At 60.1% G+C, this 15,822-nt stretch carries 20 protein-coding genes; 12 read left to right on the top strand and 8 right to left on the bottom strand.

Going from position 1 to position 15,822, the window contains the following annotated elements; translation table 11 throughout:
* Window positions 1-4: 4 nt before the first annotated feature.
* Complete coding sequence (gene urtD, locus D4A92_RS21520) at window positions 5-760, top strand: urea ABC transporter ATP-binding protein UrtD (RefSeq protein ID WP_203017227.1); 756 nt, start codon at window positions 5-7, stop codon at window positions 758-760.
* 296 nt (window positions 761-1,056) lie between these two features.
* On the opposite strand, the gene D4A92_RS21515 is transcribed toward urtD, so the two are convergent.
* From D4A92_RS21515 to D4A92_RS21480, 8 genes are all read right to left on the bottom strand, one after another.
* Window positions 1,057-1,398 carry a hypothetical protein gene (locus D4A92_RS21515; protein WP_203017226.1) on the bottom strand — a complete coding sequence of 114 codons (342 nt, stop codon included), beginning with the start codon at window positions 1,396-1,398 and terminating at the stop codon, window positions 1,057-1,059.
* A complete protein-coding gene (locus D4A92_RS21510; protein ID WP_203017225.1) occupies window positions 1,391-1,960 on the bottom strand; it encodes a hypothetical protein in 570 nt (189 codons plus the stop codon). The genes D4A92_RS21515 and D4A92_RS21510 overlap by 8 nt, the downstream gene beginning before the upstream one ends.
* Window positions 1,961-2,062: 102 nt before the next feature.
* The gene (locus D4A92_RS21505) at window positions 2,063-2,506 is read right to left on the bottom strand and encodes a regulatory protein GemA (protein ID WP_203017224.1); all 444 of its coding nucleotides are present in this window, start codon (window positions 2,504-2,506) and stop codon (window positions 2,063-2,065) included.
* Window positions 2,507-2,658: 152 nt separating this feature from the next.
* Window positions 2,659-3,234: a hypothetical protein gene (locus D4A92_RS21500; RefSeq protein ID WP_203017223.1), complete on the bottom strand. Its 576-nt coding sequence runs from the start codon at window positions 3,232-3,234 to the stop codon at window positions 2,659-2,661.
* Window positions 3,235-3,247: 13 nt separating this feature from the next.
* Window positions 3,248-4,033, bottom strand: a complete 786-nt coding sequence (locus D4A92_RS21495) for a hypothetical protein (RefSeq protein ID WP_203017222.1) — start codon at window positions 4,031-4,033, stop codon at window positions 3,248-3,250.
* A 9-nt stretch (window positions 4,034-4,042) separates the two neighbouring features.
* On the bottom strand, window positions 4,043-4,795 hold the full coding sequence (locus D4A92_RS21490) for an AAA family ATPase (RefSeq protein ID WP_203017219.1): 753 nt from the start codon (window positions 4,793-4,795) through the stop codon (window positions 4,043-4,045).
* Between the two features lie 62 nt (window positions 4,796-4,857).
* Complete coding sequence (locus D4A92_RS21485; protein WP_203017218.1) at window positions 4,858-6,759, bottom strand: transposase domain-containing protein; 1,902 nt, start codon at window positions 6,757-6,759, stop codon at window positions 4,858-4,860.
* A gap of 22 nt (window positions 6,760-6,781) precedes the next feature.
* A complete protein-coding gene (locus D4A92_RS21480; protein WP_203017217.1) occupies window positions 6,782-7,003 on the bottom strand; it encodes a DNA-binding protein in 222 nt (73 codons plus the stop codon).
* A 92-nt stretch (window positions 7,004-7,095) separates the two neighbouring features.
* On the opposite strand from D4A92_RS21480, the gene D4A92_RS21475 reads away from it, so the two are divergent.
* From D4A92_RS21475 to D4A92_RS21425, 11 genes are all read left to right on the top strand, one after another.
* The gene (locus D4A92_RS21475; protein ID WP_281435270.1) at window positions 7,096-7,590 is read left to right on the top strand and encodes a helix-turn-helix domain-containing protein; all 495 of its coding nucleotides are present in this window, start codon (window positions 7,096-7,098) and stop codon (window positions 7,588-7,590) included.
* A gap of 319 nt (window positions 7,591-7,909) precedes the next feature.
* The gene (gene urtE, locus D4A92_RS21470; protein WP_203017213.1) at window positions 7,910-8,605 is read left to right on the top strand and encodes an urea ABC transporter ATP-binding subunit UrtE; all 696 of its coding nucleotides are present in this window, start codon (window positions 7,910-7,912) and stop codon (window positions 8,603-8,605) included.
* Between the two features lie 97 nt (window positions 8,606-8,702).
* Entirely contained in the window at window positions 8,703-9,833 is a 1,131-nt protein-coding gene (locus tag D4A92_RS21465; RefSeq protein ID WP_203017211.1) for an alpha/beta hydrolase family esterase, read from the top strand.
* A complete protein-coding gene (locus D4A92_RS21460; protein ID WP_203017209.1) occupies window positions 9,776-10,594 on the top strand; it encodes an urease accessory protein UreD in 819 nt (272 codons plus the stop codon). The genes D4A92_RS21465 and D4A92_RS21460 overlap by 58 nt, the downstream gene beginning before the upstream one ends.
* A 22-nt stretch (window positions 10,595-10,616) precedes the next feature.
* Window positions 10,617-10,919: an urease subunit gamma gene (locus tag D4A92_RS21455; RefSeq protein WP_054148370.1), complete on the top strand. Its 303-nt coding sequence runs from the start codon at window positions 10,617-10,619 to the stop codon at window positions 10,917-10,919.
* An 11-nt stretch (window positions 10,920-10,930) separates the two neighbouring features.
* The gene (locus D4A92_RS21450; RefSeq protein ID WP_203017207.1) at window positions 10,931-11,236 is read left to right on the top strand and encodes an urease subunit beta; all 306 of its coding nucleotides are present in this window, start codon (window positions 10,931-10,933) and stop codon (window positions 11,234-11,236) included.
* Between the two features lie 24 nt (window positions 11,237-11,260).
* Window positions 11,261-11,689: a lysozyme inhibitor LprI family protein gene (locus D4A92_RS21445; RefSeq protein WP_203017205.1), complete on the top strand. Its 429-nt coding sequence runs from the start codon at window positions 11,261-11,263 to the stop codon at window positions 11,687-11,689.
* Between the two features lie 12 nt (window positions 11,690-11,701).
* The gene (locus tag D4A92_RS21440; RefSeq protein ID WP_203017204.1) at window positions 11,702-12,352 is read left to right on the top strand and encodes a Urease operon accessory protein; all 651 of its coding nucleotides are present in this window, start codon (window positions 11,702-11,704) and stop codon (window positions 12,350-12,352) included.
* A gap of 5 nt (window positions 12,353-12,357) precedes the next feature.
* The gene (gene ureC, locus D4A92_RS21435) at window positions 12,358-14,070 is read left to right on the top strand and encodes an urease subunit alpha (RefSeq protein ID WP_203017202.1); all 1,713 of its coding nucleotides are present in this window, start codon (window positions 12,358-12,360) and stop codon (window positions 14,068-14,070) included.
* The gene (locus tag D4A92_RS21430; protein ID WP_203017201.1) at window positions 14,070-14,753 is read left to right on the top strand and encodes a TIGR02117 family protein; all 684 of its coding nucleotides are present in this window, start codon (window positions 14,070-14,072) and stop codon (window positions 14,751-14,753) included. Before ureC ends, D4A92_RS21430 begins: the two co-directional genes overlap by 1 nt.
* A gap of 165 nt (window positions 14,754-14,918) precedes the next feature.
* Window positions 14,919-15,773: a GGDEF domain-containing protein gene (locus tag D4A92_RS21425; protein ID WP_203017199.1), complete on the top strand. Its 855-nt coding sequence runs from the start codon at window positions 14,919-14,921 to the stop codon at window positions 15,771-15,773.
* Window positions 15,774-15,822: the final 49 nt, after the last annotated feature.

Here is a 15,822-nt window from a genome sequence, read left to right as displayed (position 1 = left end):
GACCATGAGCGAAAAGACCACGTCCAGCCTGCTCTATCTCGACGGTGTCTCCGTCTCCTTCGACGGCTTCAAGGCGCTGAACTCGCTCTCCTTCATCGTCGAGCCGGGTGAACTCCGCGCCATCATCGGCCCGAACGGCGCCGGCAAGACGACGATGATGGACATCATCACCGGCAAGACCCGGCCGGACGAGGGCGAGGTCTTCTTCGATGGCGGCAAGATCGATTTGACCAAGAAGGACGAGGCCGAGATCGCCCAGCTCGGGATCGGCCGCAAGTTCCAGAAACCGACCGTGTTTGAGAGCCATACCGTCTGGGACAATCTGGAACTTGCGCTGAACCGCAAGCGCGGCGTCTTTGCCACGCTCTTCTATCGGCTGACGTCCGAAGACAAGGCGCGCATCGAGGAGATCCTCGAGACGGTGCGTCTGACTCACCGCAAGGACGAGTTCGCCGCCAATCTATCCCATGGCCAGAAGCAGTGGCTGGAGATCGGCATGCTGCTCGCCCAGGAGCCCAAGCTTCTGCTCGTCGACGAGCCGGTCGCCGGCATGACCGATGCCGAGACGGCGGAAACCGCTATTCTCCTGAAGGAAATCGCGAAGACGCGTTCCGTCGTCGTCGTCGAACACGACATGGGCTTCATCCGCGATCTCGGCGTCAAGGTCACCTGCCTGGCGGAAGGGTCGGTCTTGGCGGAAGGGTCGATCGATTTCGTCTCGAACGACCAGAAGGTCATCGAGAACTATCTGGGGCGGTGATGATGAGCGCTATGGCGTTTGCCCCTCGACCTAACCCTCTCCCCGCAGGCGGGGAGAGGGGACTAGTCCGCCGAGACCTCCGGTGGCTGGGAGGGCAGCGGCACGGGGTCTTCTCCCCGCTTGCGGGGAGAATGTGTACAGACATATGGTTTGATCTACAGGGACAGTAGGTTTGATCCGATTTAATGCGGGATCATCCAATCGTATGCGAGTGTATTCAGTGATGTCTGGGACCACCTGAGCTGACCGATTGCCCAAGTAAAAACAGGCCCGCGAAGTAAAACTGCGGGCGCTAATCACTTGCCGCCCCTCTTCATTGCGTCAAGGAAACGGAAGATCGAGGACCACGACGGAGTGGCCGCTCCGAACCGCTCCTTACATGCTTCCCGGACCTCGGACACGGTCATCGACGCCGCGCACTCAATGATGAATTCTGCCATCTCCGGGTTCTTCGCAATCTTGGAACCGGATATGGCACGGTAGCTGGCGATCTTCTTACGCTGCACGCTGCTATCCGCAGCGGCCTTGAGAGCCTCGTATTCAGATACGGGAACTGAAATCGTCTCCTGACGGAGCGCCAGCTTATTGCAGGTAGAGCACCGCTCCAAGCCCAAGATGCTGCCAACGCTCTTATTCATAGTCGCTCTCCTTCCCTGCGATCTCTGCGGCCTGCCTGCGCAGCTTCTGCCAATGATTGTAGACGGCAGATTTGGAAGGGACGTTCGACGCGCCAAATTTAGCCAGGCAATCGGCCATCACCTCATCAATCGGCTTCGTTCCCAAGATGTTGGCAAGGTGCGCAGCCAACTCGGGGTTCCGCTCGATTTTGGACGCATGAGGCCCCAATCGATCAAGTGAGAAACTTCCGAGCATGCTTCTTTTTTCGCCGTCAAGGATCGCTTGCCGACGCAGTTTCTGCCAGTGGGCATAAATGCGGTTGATTGTCGGAACGTTCTCAGCCCCGAATTTGGCGACGCAATCCGCCATCACCTCAGGCATAGGCTTTGTGCCCAAAACATCAGCAAGGAACGCCGCGAGTTCAGGGTTCTGGTCGATCTTCGACGGTCTGGGCCTGAAGCATGCCCTCTTCAGGCGATGCTCTCGAACGAATGCCTCGTATTCGTGAAGCGGAACGACCGCATACTTCTGGCGGTCGATCTTCGCCACTTCGATCTCAACGTACTTGATTTTCTTCGGCATGCTCTTTCCTTCGATTTTAAGGCCCATAGAGGCGGTTGAGCGAAGAAGGCCGCAGAGTGCGGTCCCGAACGGGGAACGCGCTCCACGGCCTCAGAATCGGGCTTAGCTTTCGTTTTTCTTCCGAGAGGTCATCCGCTTCAGGGCGGTGATGATCTTCGATGCCTTAGCAACATCAACGAAGCGGAGCGCCGATACCTTGTGGAAGCGGGTCAGCCAGTTATTGAGGGCCGCTTCCTTGTCGTCTGCCTCGCCGTGATACTTCAGCCACAACGCCCGTATGAGATCGATCTGGGCAGGGCTTGCCATTCCACGCCGCTCACCAAAGCCGGAAGGCGTGGCAGAGGTCGATTTGAAGCCCAGCGCCGCCATGTATTTCATGACGCTGGTGAAGCCCGAGGCGTTGAGGTCGGCGGAACTGTTACAATGGCCGTGTCTGGCAAGAATTGCCCGGTAATCGTCATCGGTGAGCCCCAGCTCCCGCTTGGCTACATGCAGAAGGGCAATCTGCTTCTTGGTCGCGGGTGCGACGGCGCTACTTCTGGCCATCGTGCGCCTCCTGCACCGTAAAGCTCTTTATGACGCCCGTTTCAGTGTCAGTCACAGTAACGACTGACGGTCTCGCTACGCGGCCATCTGGGTCCGAAACGTAGAGGTCGGCTTCGGAGACTGACACCTTCGCCGTCCCCGTTTTCTTGAAATCATGCGCCGACATAGGACGCTCCTTCTGCTTCATGAGCTTTTTCATTGGCCTCACGGATCGCGGCCATACGACGGGGATTGTAGAGATAGGCCTCGTCCAGGATGCGGCTGACCGTCTCGGCCGGAACCGCCGTCGCCTTGGCTATCGCCTCTATGTCGGCAACACCTTGCATTGCCCGAAAGATTGAAACCTGCTGAGCGGTTTCCACCAGTTCCCGATACGTCTCCTCGCCACCCTCTGCCAGATTGATGCCTGTGGCGATGGAAACGACGTTGGCCGCGATCTTTGGGCTTACGCCTGCCCACTGCGCCAAGGTGGCGAGATCGCGCACCTCAAGCTTACTGACCTTCATTTCCTGATACTGATCGCGCAACGCCTTTTCGATGAATTTCAGGTCCTCGCATTGCTGGTTGAGCATGCCCTGAATACCGTCGCTGTAGTGCGACATGGCTTCACCAGAGCGGTGGGCGTGCTCCAGCAAGACGCTGAAGGCTTCCAGCATGCTGGTTGTCGTGCTCAGCGTATCCAGAACATCGGGAATGTCGCTGTAGACCTCTTTGCGGATTGTCGGCATGGTCATTCCCTCCTCAACGGTTCCGGCGAATAAGTCGAACGGCGTGGATCAGCGAAACAGCCTGGCGCATTTCGCTGATCCTCTCTTCGAGTGCCCGCAGCTCGCCGCTCAGAGCGTCGTCGGGCATGGCTTCCAGTTCCTCCGTCGTTGGAGGCGTGATCGCCTTCTGAAGCCGTCCGGTGAGTTCCTTCAACTGATCAGCGCCGGGCTTTGGCCAGTCGTATTTCGCGCCCCTGGACTGCCCCATGCGATCCAGAAGGACCGAGATTTTCCACGTCAGCTCGCCCTCTTCCGCAAGCCTTTCGAGAGAGGACATCAACTCTGGTGGCGTGGACGGCACCAAAGCCAAGAAATCCTTCGTGTCCCGCTCCTTCAGCCGCCGTCTTTCACGCTCATCAAGGATTTCGGCCATCAGATAGGCTTCCTGCATGAACTGGAATGCCGTCGTCAGGGCATAGGTGGCCTGCTCAATAGCGGCTTCAGGCTGCTCCGCTCCTTCGGCAAGGCGATGACGGATGACGTTCAATGCCGTCACCTCATCCCAAACAACCATGATGGCCTTGCGGAGATCATCCTCGAAAGCGCTCACGTCACGAAAGAACGCCGAATGGCCTTCGATGCTGTTGCAATCATGTGCGACCGGGCTGCGGGCAGCCGTGCCAAAGTAGGGCCCATTGTGCCCGAGACGGTTCGGAAGCGGGCGCATGTTCAACACGTCCTGCGAGCCGACGGGTGACGTGGTATCGCGGGAAAACCCGTTCGAAACGGGCATTTCGGCATTGTGTTCAGTGTTTGACATGTCCGGTCCTCACGCTTCGATGACGGTTTCTTGGAGAGACGCCCAGGCGGCGCGGATGTGCTCGAAAGAGATCGGCTTTTGGGCTCCCAGGGCCATCCGGCGAGCCTGCCTGAAGGCCTTGGCAATCCGGCGCAGGCCTGTGGCATTGGCCGCATAGCGGCGCAGGTATTCCCGCGAGCGCTTATCCGTCAGACCCCACGCGTCGAAGAGTGCGTCAGCATCTTCAGCGCGAGCCGCGCCGATCCGCAGCGGAGCCGTGATGCGGCCCGAAAGCTGGGGAAGGCGAGCGATCTTGTCGGCAAGGTCCAGATGGCCGCAGAACGCGATTGCAACGCCGCTGCGGTCATGGATGGTCCTGATGACCTCGAAGCCCTTGTGGTTGAGGTGCTGGGCTTCATCGCAAAGGATAATCCCCTGCGATCCCTGTACGCGCCGGACAATCTGGCGGCGCACGTCGTCGGGCTTGCTCGGCACCTCGTTGATGCCAAGGGCTACGGCGATCTCCGTCAGAGTGGCGAAGACGCTGGACGTGTCGTCGGAGAATTCGCAGTACCAGACATTCCGCGAGGTTTGCTGAAGCTGCTTGAGAGACTGCGTTTTACCGATCCCAGGCATGCCCGAGATCGAGACGATTTCCCCGTCTTCCTTGGCGAATTCCAGCGTTGCCAGAATATGCTGGGAAGTCGGAGTCGGCACGTAAACCCGTGTCGGGTCGCCCTGTTGCTGTTCGGGCGGTGGCGTACTATTCTGGTCTCTGTCCATTCCACATTCCTTTTCGGTTTTGGATATGGCCGGAGGCGCTGCGAACGCCTTCGGCCAAACACTCAGTCGTCAAAGCCGACTGCGCGTTTCTCGATCTCCATGCCTCGGCGAGCGAGCCGGAGAACTTCGGCCAGTTGGTCCATGTTGTCCGTCCGTGAGACGGTTGGCGTCCTGGTGAAGATGGGTTGAACGATGGGCGGCGACGGCGGCTTATCGATTGGCAACGGCGCAAGGGCCGACTTCATTTCGATCTGCGACATTCGTCCGATAGCATCGGCCTTGGCCTTCGTGGCCTTGATAGATTTACGCTTTTCGCGTTCGTATGCCTTAGCATCCTCTGTGGAAGAGAAGCCGCTCGCTTCGATGCAGACGATGTCATCGGTGATCCTGCGACCATCGACCGTTTCTGCCCAGGCGGGAGCCTTGTGGTTGTCTGGATCGTAGAAGAAGACGACTTCTTCGCCTGCAAATGCCAGCAGAGCCTCATGATGAAAGCGGTTCATGAAGGGCCGTTTGCCGATGGAGACGGTGCCAGATGGCGACACCGTCACGCGCTTCGCCGTGAAGAAGAAATAGCGGCGCTGCTTCTCCGCCAGTTGGCGAACCTGCGTTGTCTCAAGTCCTGCCTCAAAGGCCTGACGGTGCGAGATTTTGTAAGCCACCTTGCTCTTGCGGTCTGTGCGGGTGTTGTAGTGCTCGACGGCCTCGGCAAGGACCTGCTCAAAAGTAGCGAGGTCGATGGCGGTTTCCGCATAGTTTTCAGGCTTTTCGGTAGGGTTGCGCCCGGTGTAGGCTCCAGCGCAACGCGGGTCCTTCTCAGAGCGCTCCTTAACCTCGGCAAAGCCTCTTTCAACGGTCTTTGAACGACCGTTATAGGGCTTTGTGAAGATCGGTTCGCAGCCGACTCGGGGCAGGATGCCAGGAAGATCGGTATCCTTGATCTTGAAGCGGTTGCGCTTCTTCGCCCCTCCGGTGATCGTCTTGTTCGCGGCGGCGCGGGTGTTGTCGAACTGGGCCACCTTTGCGATGCCGTAGCTCACGAACGACTGACAAAGCGCTCTGCGATAGGCATCGGCGCTTTCCGTTTCGCCGATGTGATAGGCGAGCATCATGTTTGTTGCCACGTCCTGCACCATGACGACGCAAACGCGAACGATCCGGCCCTCTTCGCCCGCATGGCCGGGAAGACGAACGAACAAATCCCATTCGCGTCCGTCCAGGCTGATCATGTCCAGCGGTTTCATGCCGGAACGATCCCGCTCGGCATGCGGATACGCATTTTGCAATGCATCTTCGCCGTCACGCCAGAGAATGCGAACATCCGGCGGCAACGCCTCCCAGCGCCGCTTGAGGGTCTTCGCGCTCGGCACTTGGCCCCAGCCGTGTTTGGCAGCGGCACGCACCGTGCGTTCCCAGACAGCCTGTAGCTGTGGTTGTTCGACGCGCCCGTAGTCAGCGAAGAAATAATTGAGGATTTCCTGCGGGATATCCTCTTTCTGGCGTGGCCTGTAGTCCTTGACGAGGGCGGGAAGCCAGTCGGCTTCAGGTACGTTGCGGATTGCTTTCCAGGCTCGCTTTACCGTTGGGACACTGACCCGATGCGCCTCAGACACTTCAACTTGGGCTTCGACGATACCGCGCCCAGCATTGACGAGGCGAAACAGGTCCTGCACCATCGACAGACGGCCCTCGGCGTCTTCCCTGAGGGAACGAGGTGCCTGATAGTATCTTTCCCAGGCCACTTTGTTCGCCGATGGTGCAGCCCCAACCCGGTCGCGCAAAGCTACTCGAAGGACCTCAGGGAGCGACTCAAAATCATAGACGAACCCTTCCTGACCGCGATGCACGCGCTCTTGAACTCGAAGAACGCCGTCTCTATCCAAACGTCTGATTAAACTCGTTTTATCGACGGGATATCCGTGGCTTGCGGAAACAGATCGGATTGTGGAGAGGCTGACCATCATTGAGTTGAACCTGCTCCCTGCGTCACTTCTTACCGCTTGCAACGTTGGTAAGGTGGTGAACGGGGCGGCTCTCCTTCATTCCGAGTGCAACTGCTATCTGGTGGCTAACGCCACGCTTACACTTCAGGCTGCCGTCTACGACAGCATAGACGGTACGCGGGTTGAAGCCGTTGGCCTCTGCCCATTCCCGCATGCTGATGCCTGCGCTCTCGAAGTCCCTTTTGATCTGCTCAGCCTGTTTCATTGCTCGAAATTCCGTGTTACACACCAGCGAAACAATGTGAAGAGTATGTCACGATAGTGAAAACATCAAGAAGAATTTTCGATAGTGAAACAATGTCACAGATCGGGCAGCGCCTTCGGGAACTCCGAGGGGGCAAAACGTTGGCTGAATTTGCCGACCAAATGGATGTCAGTCGCTCGGCTTGGTCGAACTACGAGGCTGGTCGACGGCTTCCAAGCCACGAGACGATTAAGCGAATTGCGCAGAGGCTCGGTATATCACCTGACAGCCTTCTGCCGGGAACAGAACTCAAGCGGACGATTGTTCCAACGGAGTCACATAACTGGACGGCGAGCATTCCCGCGCTTTGGCTCTATAACCGCCTTGGACCACTGATGGTGGGGTTGAGCGAACAGAATCGTCTGCTCTGGTGGGCCGCGAACTTTCCATCTCTCACAGAAGATTTGGAGAATAAGATACATGACTATTCTACAGTCAGAAACATTAACACTATCGATGCAGCCTATGCCGTATGTGAAGACTTAGAAAAACGTACTGATCGCGAACTGCTGGCTTATGTTTCGGCGGTAGCAGACTGGCCAGACTAGCCTTCCTAATCTGCCGACAAATGCTTTCAGTCCAAAACACGAAAGGTGTGGGTTCTTGCTCGGAGCCCACACCTTTCGTGTTTTCGCTGTTTGTCCACATTGTTTGGAATCAAAGCGTTAGCACACCTCCAGCTTTTCTAGGTGTGGGCTCATCCGCGCAGTTTCCGCGAAAGGATCAAACCATCTGTCCAAAACGCTGAAAATTTCTCTTTAAATTCAAACGGCCCTTCGCCACACTTAGATCAAACCATCTGTCCGCCCTCAGAGAAGGTGGCGGCAGCCGGATGAGGGGCGACTTTGATATGAAAAGAGAAATGCCATGCTGACAGTCGAAAACGTCAATCTCCACTACGGCGCCGCCCAGGCGCTGCGCGGTGTCTCCATCAACGCCGAAATGGGCAAGATCACCTGCGTGCTCGGCAGAAACGGCGTCGGCAAGTCGTCGCTGCTCCGCGCCATCACCGGACAGCACGCGGTGTCGGCCGGAACGATCACCTTCAACGGCCAGAAGCTCAACGGCATGGCGCCGTTCAACCGGGCGCGGACAGGCGTCGGTTACGTGCCGCAGGGCCGCGAGATCTTTCCGCTCCTCACGGTGAAGGAGAATCTCGAAACCGGTTATGCGCCGCTGGAGCGCAAGGACCGCTTCATTCCGGATGATATCTTCGCGCTCTTCCCGGTGCTGGATACGATGCTGTCGCGGCGCGGCGGTGACTTGTCCGGTGGCCAGCAGCAGCAGCTGGCGATCGGGCGGGCTATGGTGACACGGCCGAAGATACTGGTGCTGGACGAACCGACCGAAGGCATCCAGCCGTCGATCATCAAGGATATCGGTCGGGCGATCCGCTACTTGCGAGACACAACCGGCATGGCGATCCTGCTGGTCGAGCAATATCTGGATTTCTGCCGGGAGCTTGCCGATCACGTTTACATCATGGATCGCGGCGAGATCGTCCATCAGGGTGCCGCTGAGACGCTCGATACGACGGAAGCGCGGCGTCACCTGACCGTGTGATTTTGCATGACAGGGTTGATGATTTATTAGCGAAGTCGGGTTGATGCTGGGGACACGCGTGATATTGAACGCGCATCTGCGAACAGAAGGCACATCCATGACAACCAGCACGGTATCCCACCGCGCTCGGACGGGCGTATTTGCTCGTGCGGTCGCGGGGCTCTTTCTCTTCGGCTTCTCGGCCGTTGCTGCTGAGGCGGCCACTTGCGGCAGCCCGATAGAGCCTGGCCAATATGGCCTCACTTTCCAGTCCGGTGGCGTGGAACGCGAGGCGGTCTATGTCATCCCGCCGAGCTACACGGGCAAGAAGAAGGTTCCGCTGGTTCTCGACTTCCACGGCTCGAACAGCAATCCGACGGTTCAGCTTGGCCGCAGCCACTGGAACGAAGTGGCGGAGCGCGAGGGCTTCGTGGTCATGGCGCTGGCCGGCAGCCTGAAGGGCGAATTGCCCAATACGCATGCCTGGAACGTGCCGGGCGTCACCGCAGGTGACGGCGCGGATGAATCCGCCGCCATTCGTGAGCTTCTGAAGCTTGCGAAAGAGACGCTCTGCATCGACGCCACCAAGGTTTATGCCTCGGGCTATTCCGGCGGCGGGCGCATGCTGTCGCAATATATCTGCAACGGCTTCGGTGACTTTGCCGCTGCCGGCTTCGTCATGGGCCTGCGCGCCGGTACCCCGGTCGAGGAAAACGGTGTCTGGCAGCCGCGGCGCGAAAGCTGCCAGCCGAGCCGGCCGGTGTCGATTATCGCGTTTTCCGGCAAGAAGGATCACGTCAATCCCTTCGAGGGCGGTGGCCGGGCCTATTGGCGTTATGGCGGCGAAGTGGCGCTCAACCGCTGGGCCGAGCTGAATGGTTGCGACACGCGGGCCTCGCTTGAGACAGGCGAAAATGCCGATGTGGCGACCTATGCCGGCTGCCGTGCCGGCACCAGCGTCGTCTCCTATGTGATTGCCAGCGCCGACCATGCCTGGCCGGCCCGCACGGTCCGCTTCCGGCTTGCGTCCAACAATGACGACAAGGCTATCCGCGAGGTTGATGCGACCGACAGAATGTGGGAGTTCTTCAAGGCCTCGGGCGGCGAGATGATTGCGACAGTCGCGGTCAACGCTGCCTGCAGCGATAAACAGAAAACCGCCGCGATCAGCGATGGCGGGCAGGGGACACGGTGCACGCCAACAAGCAAACCAGACAGCAACGCGCCGTCGGTGTCGGACGACTTGTGACGAAGTCGCTCGGCGGGCGTACGCGCATCGCCGAGCTTTATCAGGAAGGGGCGGCGAAGATCCGCCTTCCTGAGAGTTTCACCGACGAGCTCGAAGCGGTGACGATCAACACTGCGGGCGGTATTACCGGTGGCGACCAGTTCGACTGGAGCTTTCGCGCCGGTCCGGGATGCTTCCTCACCGCGACCACGCAGGCCTGTGAGAAGATCTACAAGGCCTCTGCCGGTACCGGACAGATCACCACGCGCATCGAGGTGGGCGAGGGCGCCAAGATGCATTGGCTGCCACAGGAAAGCATTCTCTTCGACAACGCATCGCTGACGCGCCGGCTGGAGGTCGATCTCGCCGAGGACGCCGAATTCCTGGCCGTCGAGGCGATCCTGCTCGGGCGCAAGGCCATGGGGGAGGCGATGAATGCGGGGCTGGTTCGCGACCGCTGGCGGATCCGCCGCGAAGGGCAATTGCTGCATGCCGAAGAGCTCAAACTCGAGGGCGATGTCGCCAACCTTGTGGCGTCGCCGGCGGTGCTGGCCGGGCGTGTGGCCTTTGCGACTCTCATCCTTATCAGCCCGCGTGCCGAAGCGCTGATCCGCCCAATTCGTCAGCAGATCGGTGAAGAAATGGGCGGCGTAAGTCATTGGCAAGGCAAGCTTGTTGCCCGTGTGGCTGCATCCGACGGTTTTGCCTTGAGAAAAATCCTGTTGCCCGTCATTTCGGCCTTGCGCGGGGGCGCGTCTGTGCCAAAAGTCTGGACTCTCTGACGATCACGCCATTGGAGCACGCATGAATCTGACGCCGCGGGAAAAGGACAAACTGCTGATCGCGATGGCCGCCATGGTGGCCCGGCGCCGGCTGGAACGGGGCGTGAAGCTCAACTATCCGGAAGCGATCGCGCTGATCACCGACTTCGTTGTCGAAGGTGCGCGGGACGGCCGGATGGTGGCGGATCTGATGGAGGCGGGCGCCCATGTCATCACCCGCGACCAGGTGATGGAAGGCATTGCCGAGATGATCCACGACGTGCAGATCGAAGCGACCTTCCCGGACGGCACGAAACTTGTCACCGTTCACGAACCCATTCGCTGAAGGAGAGGCCCATGATCCCCGGTGAAATCATTGCAGCACCTGGCGAAATCGAACTGAATGCCGGCCATCCGACCGTGACAATCGAAGTCTCCAACAGCGGCGATCGGCCCGTCCAGGTGGGCAGCCACTACCACTTCTTCGAGACCAATGCCGGACTGCTCTTCGAACGTGACAAGGCGCGCGGCATGCGGCTCGATATTCCGGCTGGAACGGCGGTACGCTTCGAGCCGGGGCAGACGCGTCAGGTGACGCTGATCCCGCTCTCGGGCAAGCGCGAGGTCTATGGTTTCCGCCAGCAGGTCATGGGCGGCCTCTGAGATGCGCGAGGCGGGGGCTTGGTCATGGGGCGTGCGATGAACTGGGGCGTGATCCTGATGCTGTGCGGTTGCGTATTGCTGCAAGACGCGCCGGCCTCGGGTGAGGACGTGCGGGACGTCGATTGCAACAATGCCCAGACCCAGGCCGACATGAACCAGTGTGCGGCCGAGGACTATCGAAAAGCCGATGCCGCAATGAATGCCCAATGGGCCGAGACGCGCGCCGCCATGCTCGCATGGGATAAGGCGACGCCACCATCGGACGGCAATGGAGCAGCCAAGCGGCTTCTGGCTTCGCAGCGTGCCTGGCTCGCCTATCGCGACGCGGCCTGCGATGTCGAAGGTTACTCGGTCGAAGGTGGTTCGATGCAGCCATTGGTGATTTCATCCTGCCTTGCGGAGCTGACGCGGCGCCGCATCGAGGAACTGAAATCGCTGGTCGGGCTCTTTTGAGGGTGTGACGCGATGGCTCAGGCGAGACAGATCATGATTGTCGGCAATGGACCGGTGGATGACGGGGTGGCCGCGCTCATCGACGCTGCCGATCTTGTCATCCGCTTCAACGGCAGCCGGAATTTCGGTTCAGCCGGACGCAAGACCGACATCATCGCCGTCTGCAACACCGGGCGACCGGGGGCTCAGATGCTCGCCGATCCCGCATGGCGCGAGAGCGAAACCGTGCAACGGACTGCCGAGATCTGGTCCGTCCGCGATCCCGACAAGTTCGCCGAACTCAAGCCGCAGCTGGCGATCAGCCATCCCGAGCTCGACGATTTCTGCGACGACTACACCGACGGTTTTGCGACCTTTGCCACAGCCAATGGCAAGCAGCACCGGATCATCCATGGCGACGTGCACACGGCCTTGGATGAGGCGCTTCTGGCGCTCGATGCCGAACCCTATGTCGTGCCGTCGAGCGGCATGGTGGTGATTCAGGCGCTGCTCACCGATCCCCGACATGCCGAGGATACCATCATCCTCGCGGGCTTCGGCCACAGCGGCTGGGATGGCCATCCCTTCGAAGCCGAGCGCCGTCTGGTGGACCGTCACATCGCCAGCGGTCGCGTGATGCGGCTGCAACCTCTCTTTGCTTCCTCCCTCTCCCAAGGAACCTGACGCCCATGTCCTACAAGATGTCCCGCGCCGCCTATGCTTCGATGTTCGGTCCGACCACGGGCGACAAGGTGCGTCTTGCAGATACGGAACTGTTCATCGAGGTGGAGAAGGATTTCACCACCTATGGCGAAGAGGTGAAGTTCGGTGGCGGCAAGGTCATCCGTGACGGCATGGGCCAGAGCCAGGTAACGCGGGCGGATGGCGCCGTCGACACCGTCATCACCAATGCGCTGATCCTTGATCACTGGGGGATCGTGAAGGCCGATATCGGGCTGAAGGACGGCCGGATCGTTGCGATCGGCAAGGCCGGCAATCCGGATACGCAGCCAGGCGTGAACATCATCGTCGGTCCGGGCACGGAAGCCATCGCGGGCGAGGGCAAGATCGTCACCGCGGGCGGCATGGATGCGCATATCCACTTCATCTGCCCGCAGCAGATCGAGGAGGCGCTGATGTCCGGCCTCACGTGCATGTTGGGCGGCGGCACGGGGCCGGCGCATGGCACGCTTGCAACCACCTGCACGCCCGGACCCTGGCATATCGCCCGGATGATCGAGGCCGCCGATGCCTTCCCGATGAACCTCGCCTTTGCCGGCAAGGGCAACGCCTCGCTACCCGGCGCGCTTGAGGAAATGGTTCTTGGAGGTGCGACCTCGCTCAAGCTGCATGAGGACTGGGGCACGACGCCTGGCGCCATCGATTGCTGCCTCTCGGTCGCCGACCAGTATGACGTCCAGGTGATGATCCACACGGACACGCTGAACGAAAGCGGCTTCGTCGAGGATACGGTCAATGCCATCCGTGGCCGCACGATCCACGCCTTCCATACGGAAGGGGCGGGCGGCGGTCATGCGCCTGACATCATCAAAATCTGCGGCCAGATGAACGTTATCCCGTCGTCGACCAATCCGACGCGGCCTTACACAGTCAATACGATCGCCGAGCATCTGGACATGCTGATGGTCTGCCATCACCTGTCGTCGTCGATCCCTGAGGATATCGCCTTTGCCGAAAGCCGTATACGCAAGGAAACGATCGCGGCGGAAGACATCCTGCACGACATCGGCGCCTTCTCGATCATCTCCTCCGACAGTCAGGCCATGGGTCGCGTCGGCGAAGTCATCATCCGCACCTGGCAGACGGCCGACAAGATGAAACGTCAGCGCGGCGCCCTGCCGTCCGAGACCGGCGACAACGACAACATGCGCGCCAAGCGTTATATCGCGAAATACACGATCAACCCGGCGATCGCCCATGGGGTGTCCCACGAGATCGGATCGGTCGAAGTCGGCAAGCGCGCCGATCTCGTGATCTGGAACCCGGCCTTCTTCGGCGTGAAGCCCGACATGATCCTGATGGGCGGCATGATTGCCGCTGCCCCGATGGGCGACCCGAACGCCTCGATCCCGACACCGCAGCCGGTGCACTACCGGCCGATGTTCGGCGCTTATGGCAAGGCACGCACCAACACCTCCGTCACTTTCGTCAGCCAGGCGGCGATTGATTCCGGCCTCGGCAACCGTCTCGGTGTCGCCAAACAGCTGGTCGCGGTGAAAAACACCCGTGGCGGAATTTCGAAGAAGTCGATGATCCACAACGACTCGACGCCGCATGTGGAAGTGGATCCGGAAACCTATGAAGTGCGCGCTGATGGTGAGTTGCTGACTTGCGAGCCGGCGACCAAGCTGCCGATGGCGCAGCGGTACTTCCTGTTCTGATGATTGCGGCTCTCCGGTTGCTGAAATGGATGGGCGGCCTGTTGGCCGCCCTTCTGGTCTCTCTGGCCTTGGGAACAGTTGTGCCCCGCCCGCTGACCTCGACTGCGGAGGCATCCGTCGGCGGCGAGAGCCAGGTCCTGCTGCTCGCCAATCCGATCCATACCGATATCGCGCTGCCCGTCGATGACGAAATCAGGGCCGCCTTTGCCGATCTCGTCCCCTCCGGCCTGCCGGTCGACATGCCCGGCGTCGATTATCTGATCATCGGTTGGGGTGGGCGGTCCTTCTACATCGAGACGCCGACCTGGGGTGACATCCGGCCGCTGCCGGTCCTGAAGGCTCTGACCATTGACCGCTCCGTGCTGCATGTCTCTGTTGCCGGTCCGATCGATCCTGGCCATCCCACCGTGCGTCCGCTCATCGTGACACCGGAAGAGCGCAGCCGGATGATCGCAGCGATCCGGGAGAGCTTCATCCGCGATGGCGGTTTGCCGGTTGCCATTCCGGGTGCTGCCTATGGTGCCGACGATGTGTTCTTCGAGGCCAAAGGTGCCTTCAACGCCCTCATCGGCTGCAACACCTGGACGGCTGCGGTGTTGCGGGAGGGTGGGGTGCGTACCGGCTGGTGGACGCCCCTGCCGCAATTGCTCGATCTTTCCATCGATCTTCACCACGGCGCCTGAGGCGTGGCCCTCATCATCTAACCGCGCGTCATCGGATGACAATCTCGTCCAATTTAGGGGCTTCCGAAGTCAATGCGGCGATCGATCGTATTTTAGCGATTCGATTAGGGATTGGGGAAGCGACACTGCCTAATCCAGTACGCATCTTCATGAAGGAGCGGGCGGTTGAGTCGCGGCAGCAAATGGCTTTGGCGGCAGGTCGATGTGGGGGCGCTGGACAGCGCCGGCGCGGTCCGTCGCTTTGCCCTGTCGGTGGGTTTCCGGGCGGTGATCGTGACCAGCCTGGCAGGCCTCGTCTTGCTGCCGCTCCTTTATGTCCTCAATGTCGTCGCCACCCCGATCGACCAGACGATGCGGTTGATGGTGGCCTTTTCCTGGCTGTTCGGCGGCGTGCTTTCGGCGGCTTGCGCCTTCGTCGCCGGCCATGTGCTGCGCGAACTTCTGCTGTCACGGCGAAAGTTCGAGCGCCTCAGCCGCACCGACACACTGTCCGGTCTCGCCAACCGCCGTGCCTTCAACGAGGTGTCTCTCGCCACGGATCGGGATGCTTCCCTGGCGATCATCGATGTCGACCGGTTCAAGACGATCAATGACCGCTACGGCCATCAAACGGGGGATCGCGTCATCCAGTCCATCTCCTCGCTGTTGAAGGAGGTCTTTGGCGAAGCGCATCTCGTCGCTCGCCTTGGTGGGGAGGAATTCGGCGTCATCATCAGAGGCGGCAGCGTTGCCGAACGGCTCGCCCTTGTCGAGCAGGCGAGATGCCGTGTGGCGGCCGAAACGATCCTGTATCAGGATGCGGAGCTTCGCGTCACAGTTTCCGCCGGCGTTGCCGAATTTACGCCCGGCAAGAGGCCCGAAAGCGTCTATGCCTGGGCCGACAAGGCGTTGTATCTGGCCAAGGAGAGCGGACGGGACTGCGTTTTCCACGAAAATTCGCTCGCCCTCGTCGAGGCCTTCCCGGGCGACCATGCGCCTGATGATGCTCAGCTTTTTGCGGCCATAGGGCGCCGGGGCTGAAGAACGATCTTGCTGTTTGCCTCATTCCTGTGCATGGTTCAAAAAACAG

Origin of the sequence: Rhizobium rosettiformans, assembly GCF_016806065.1 — a bacterium.
Lineage (GTDB): Bacteria > Pseudomonadota > Alphaproteobacteria > Rhizobiales > Rhizobiaceae > Allorhizobium.
Note: the sequence above shows the minus strand (reverse complement) of the source record. Positions and strands in the feature narration are given on the sequence as shown.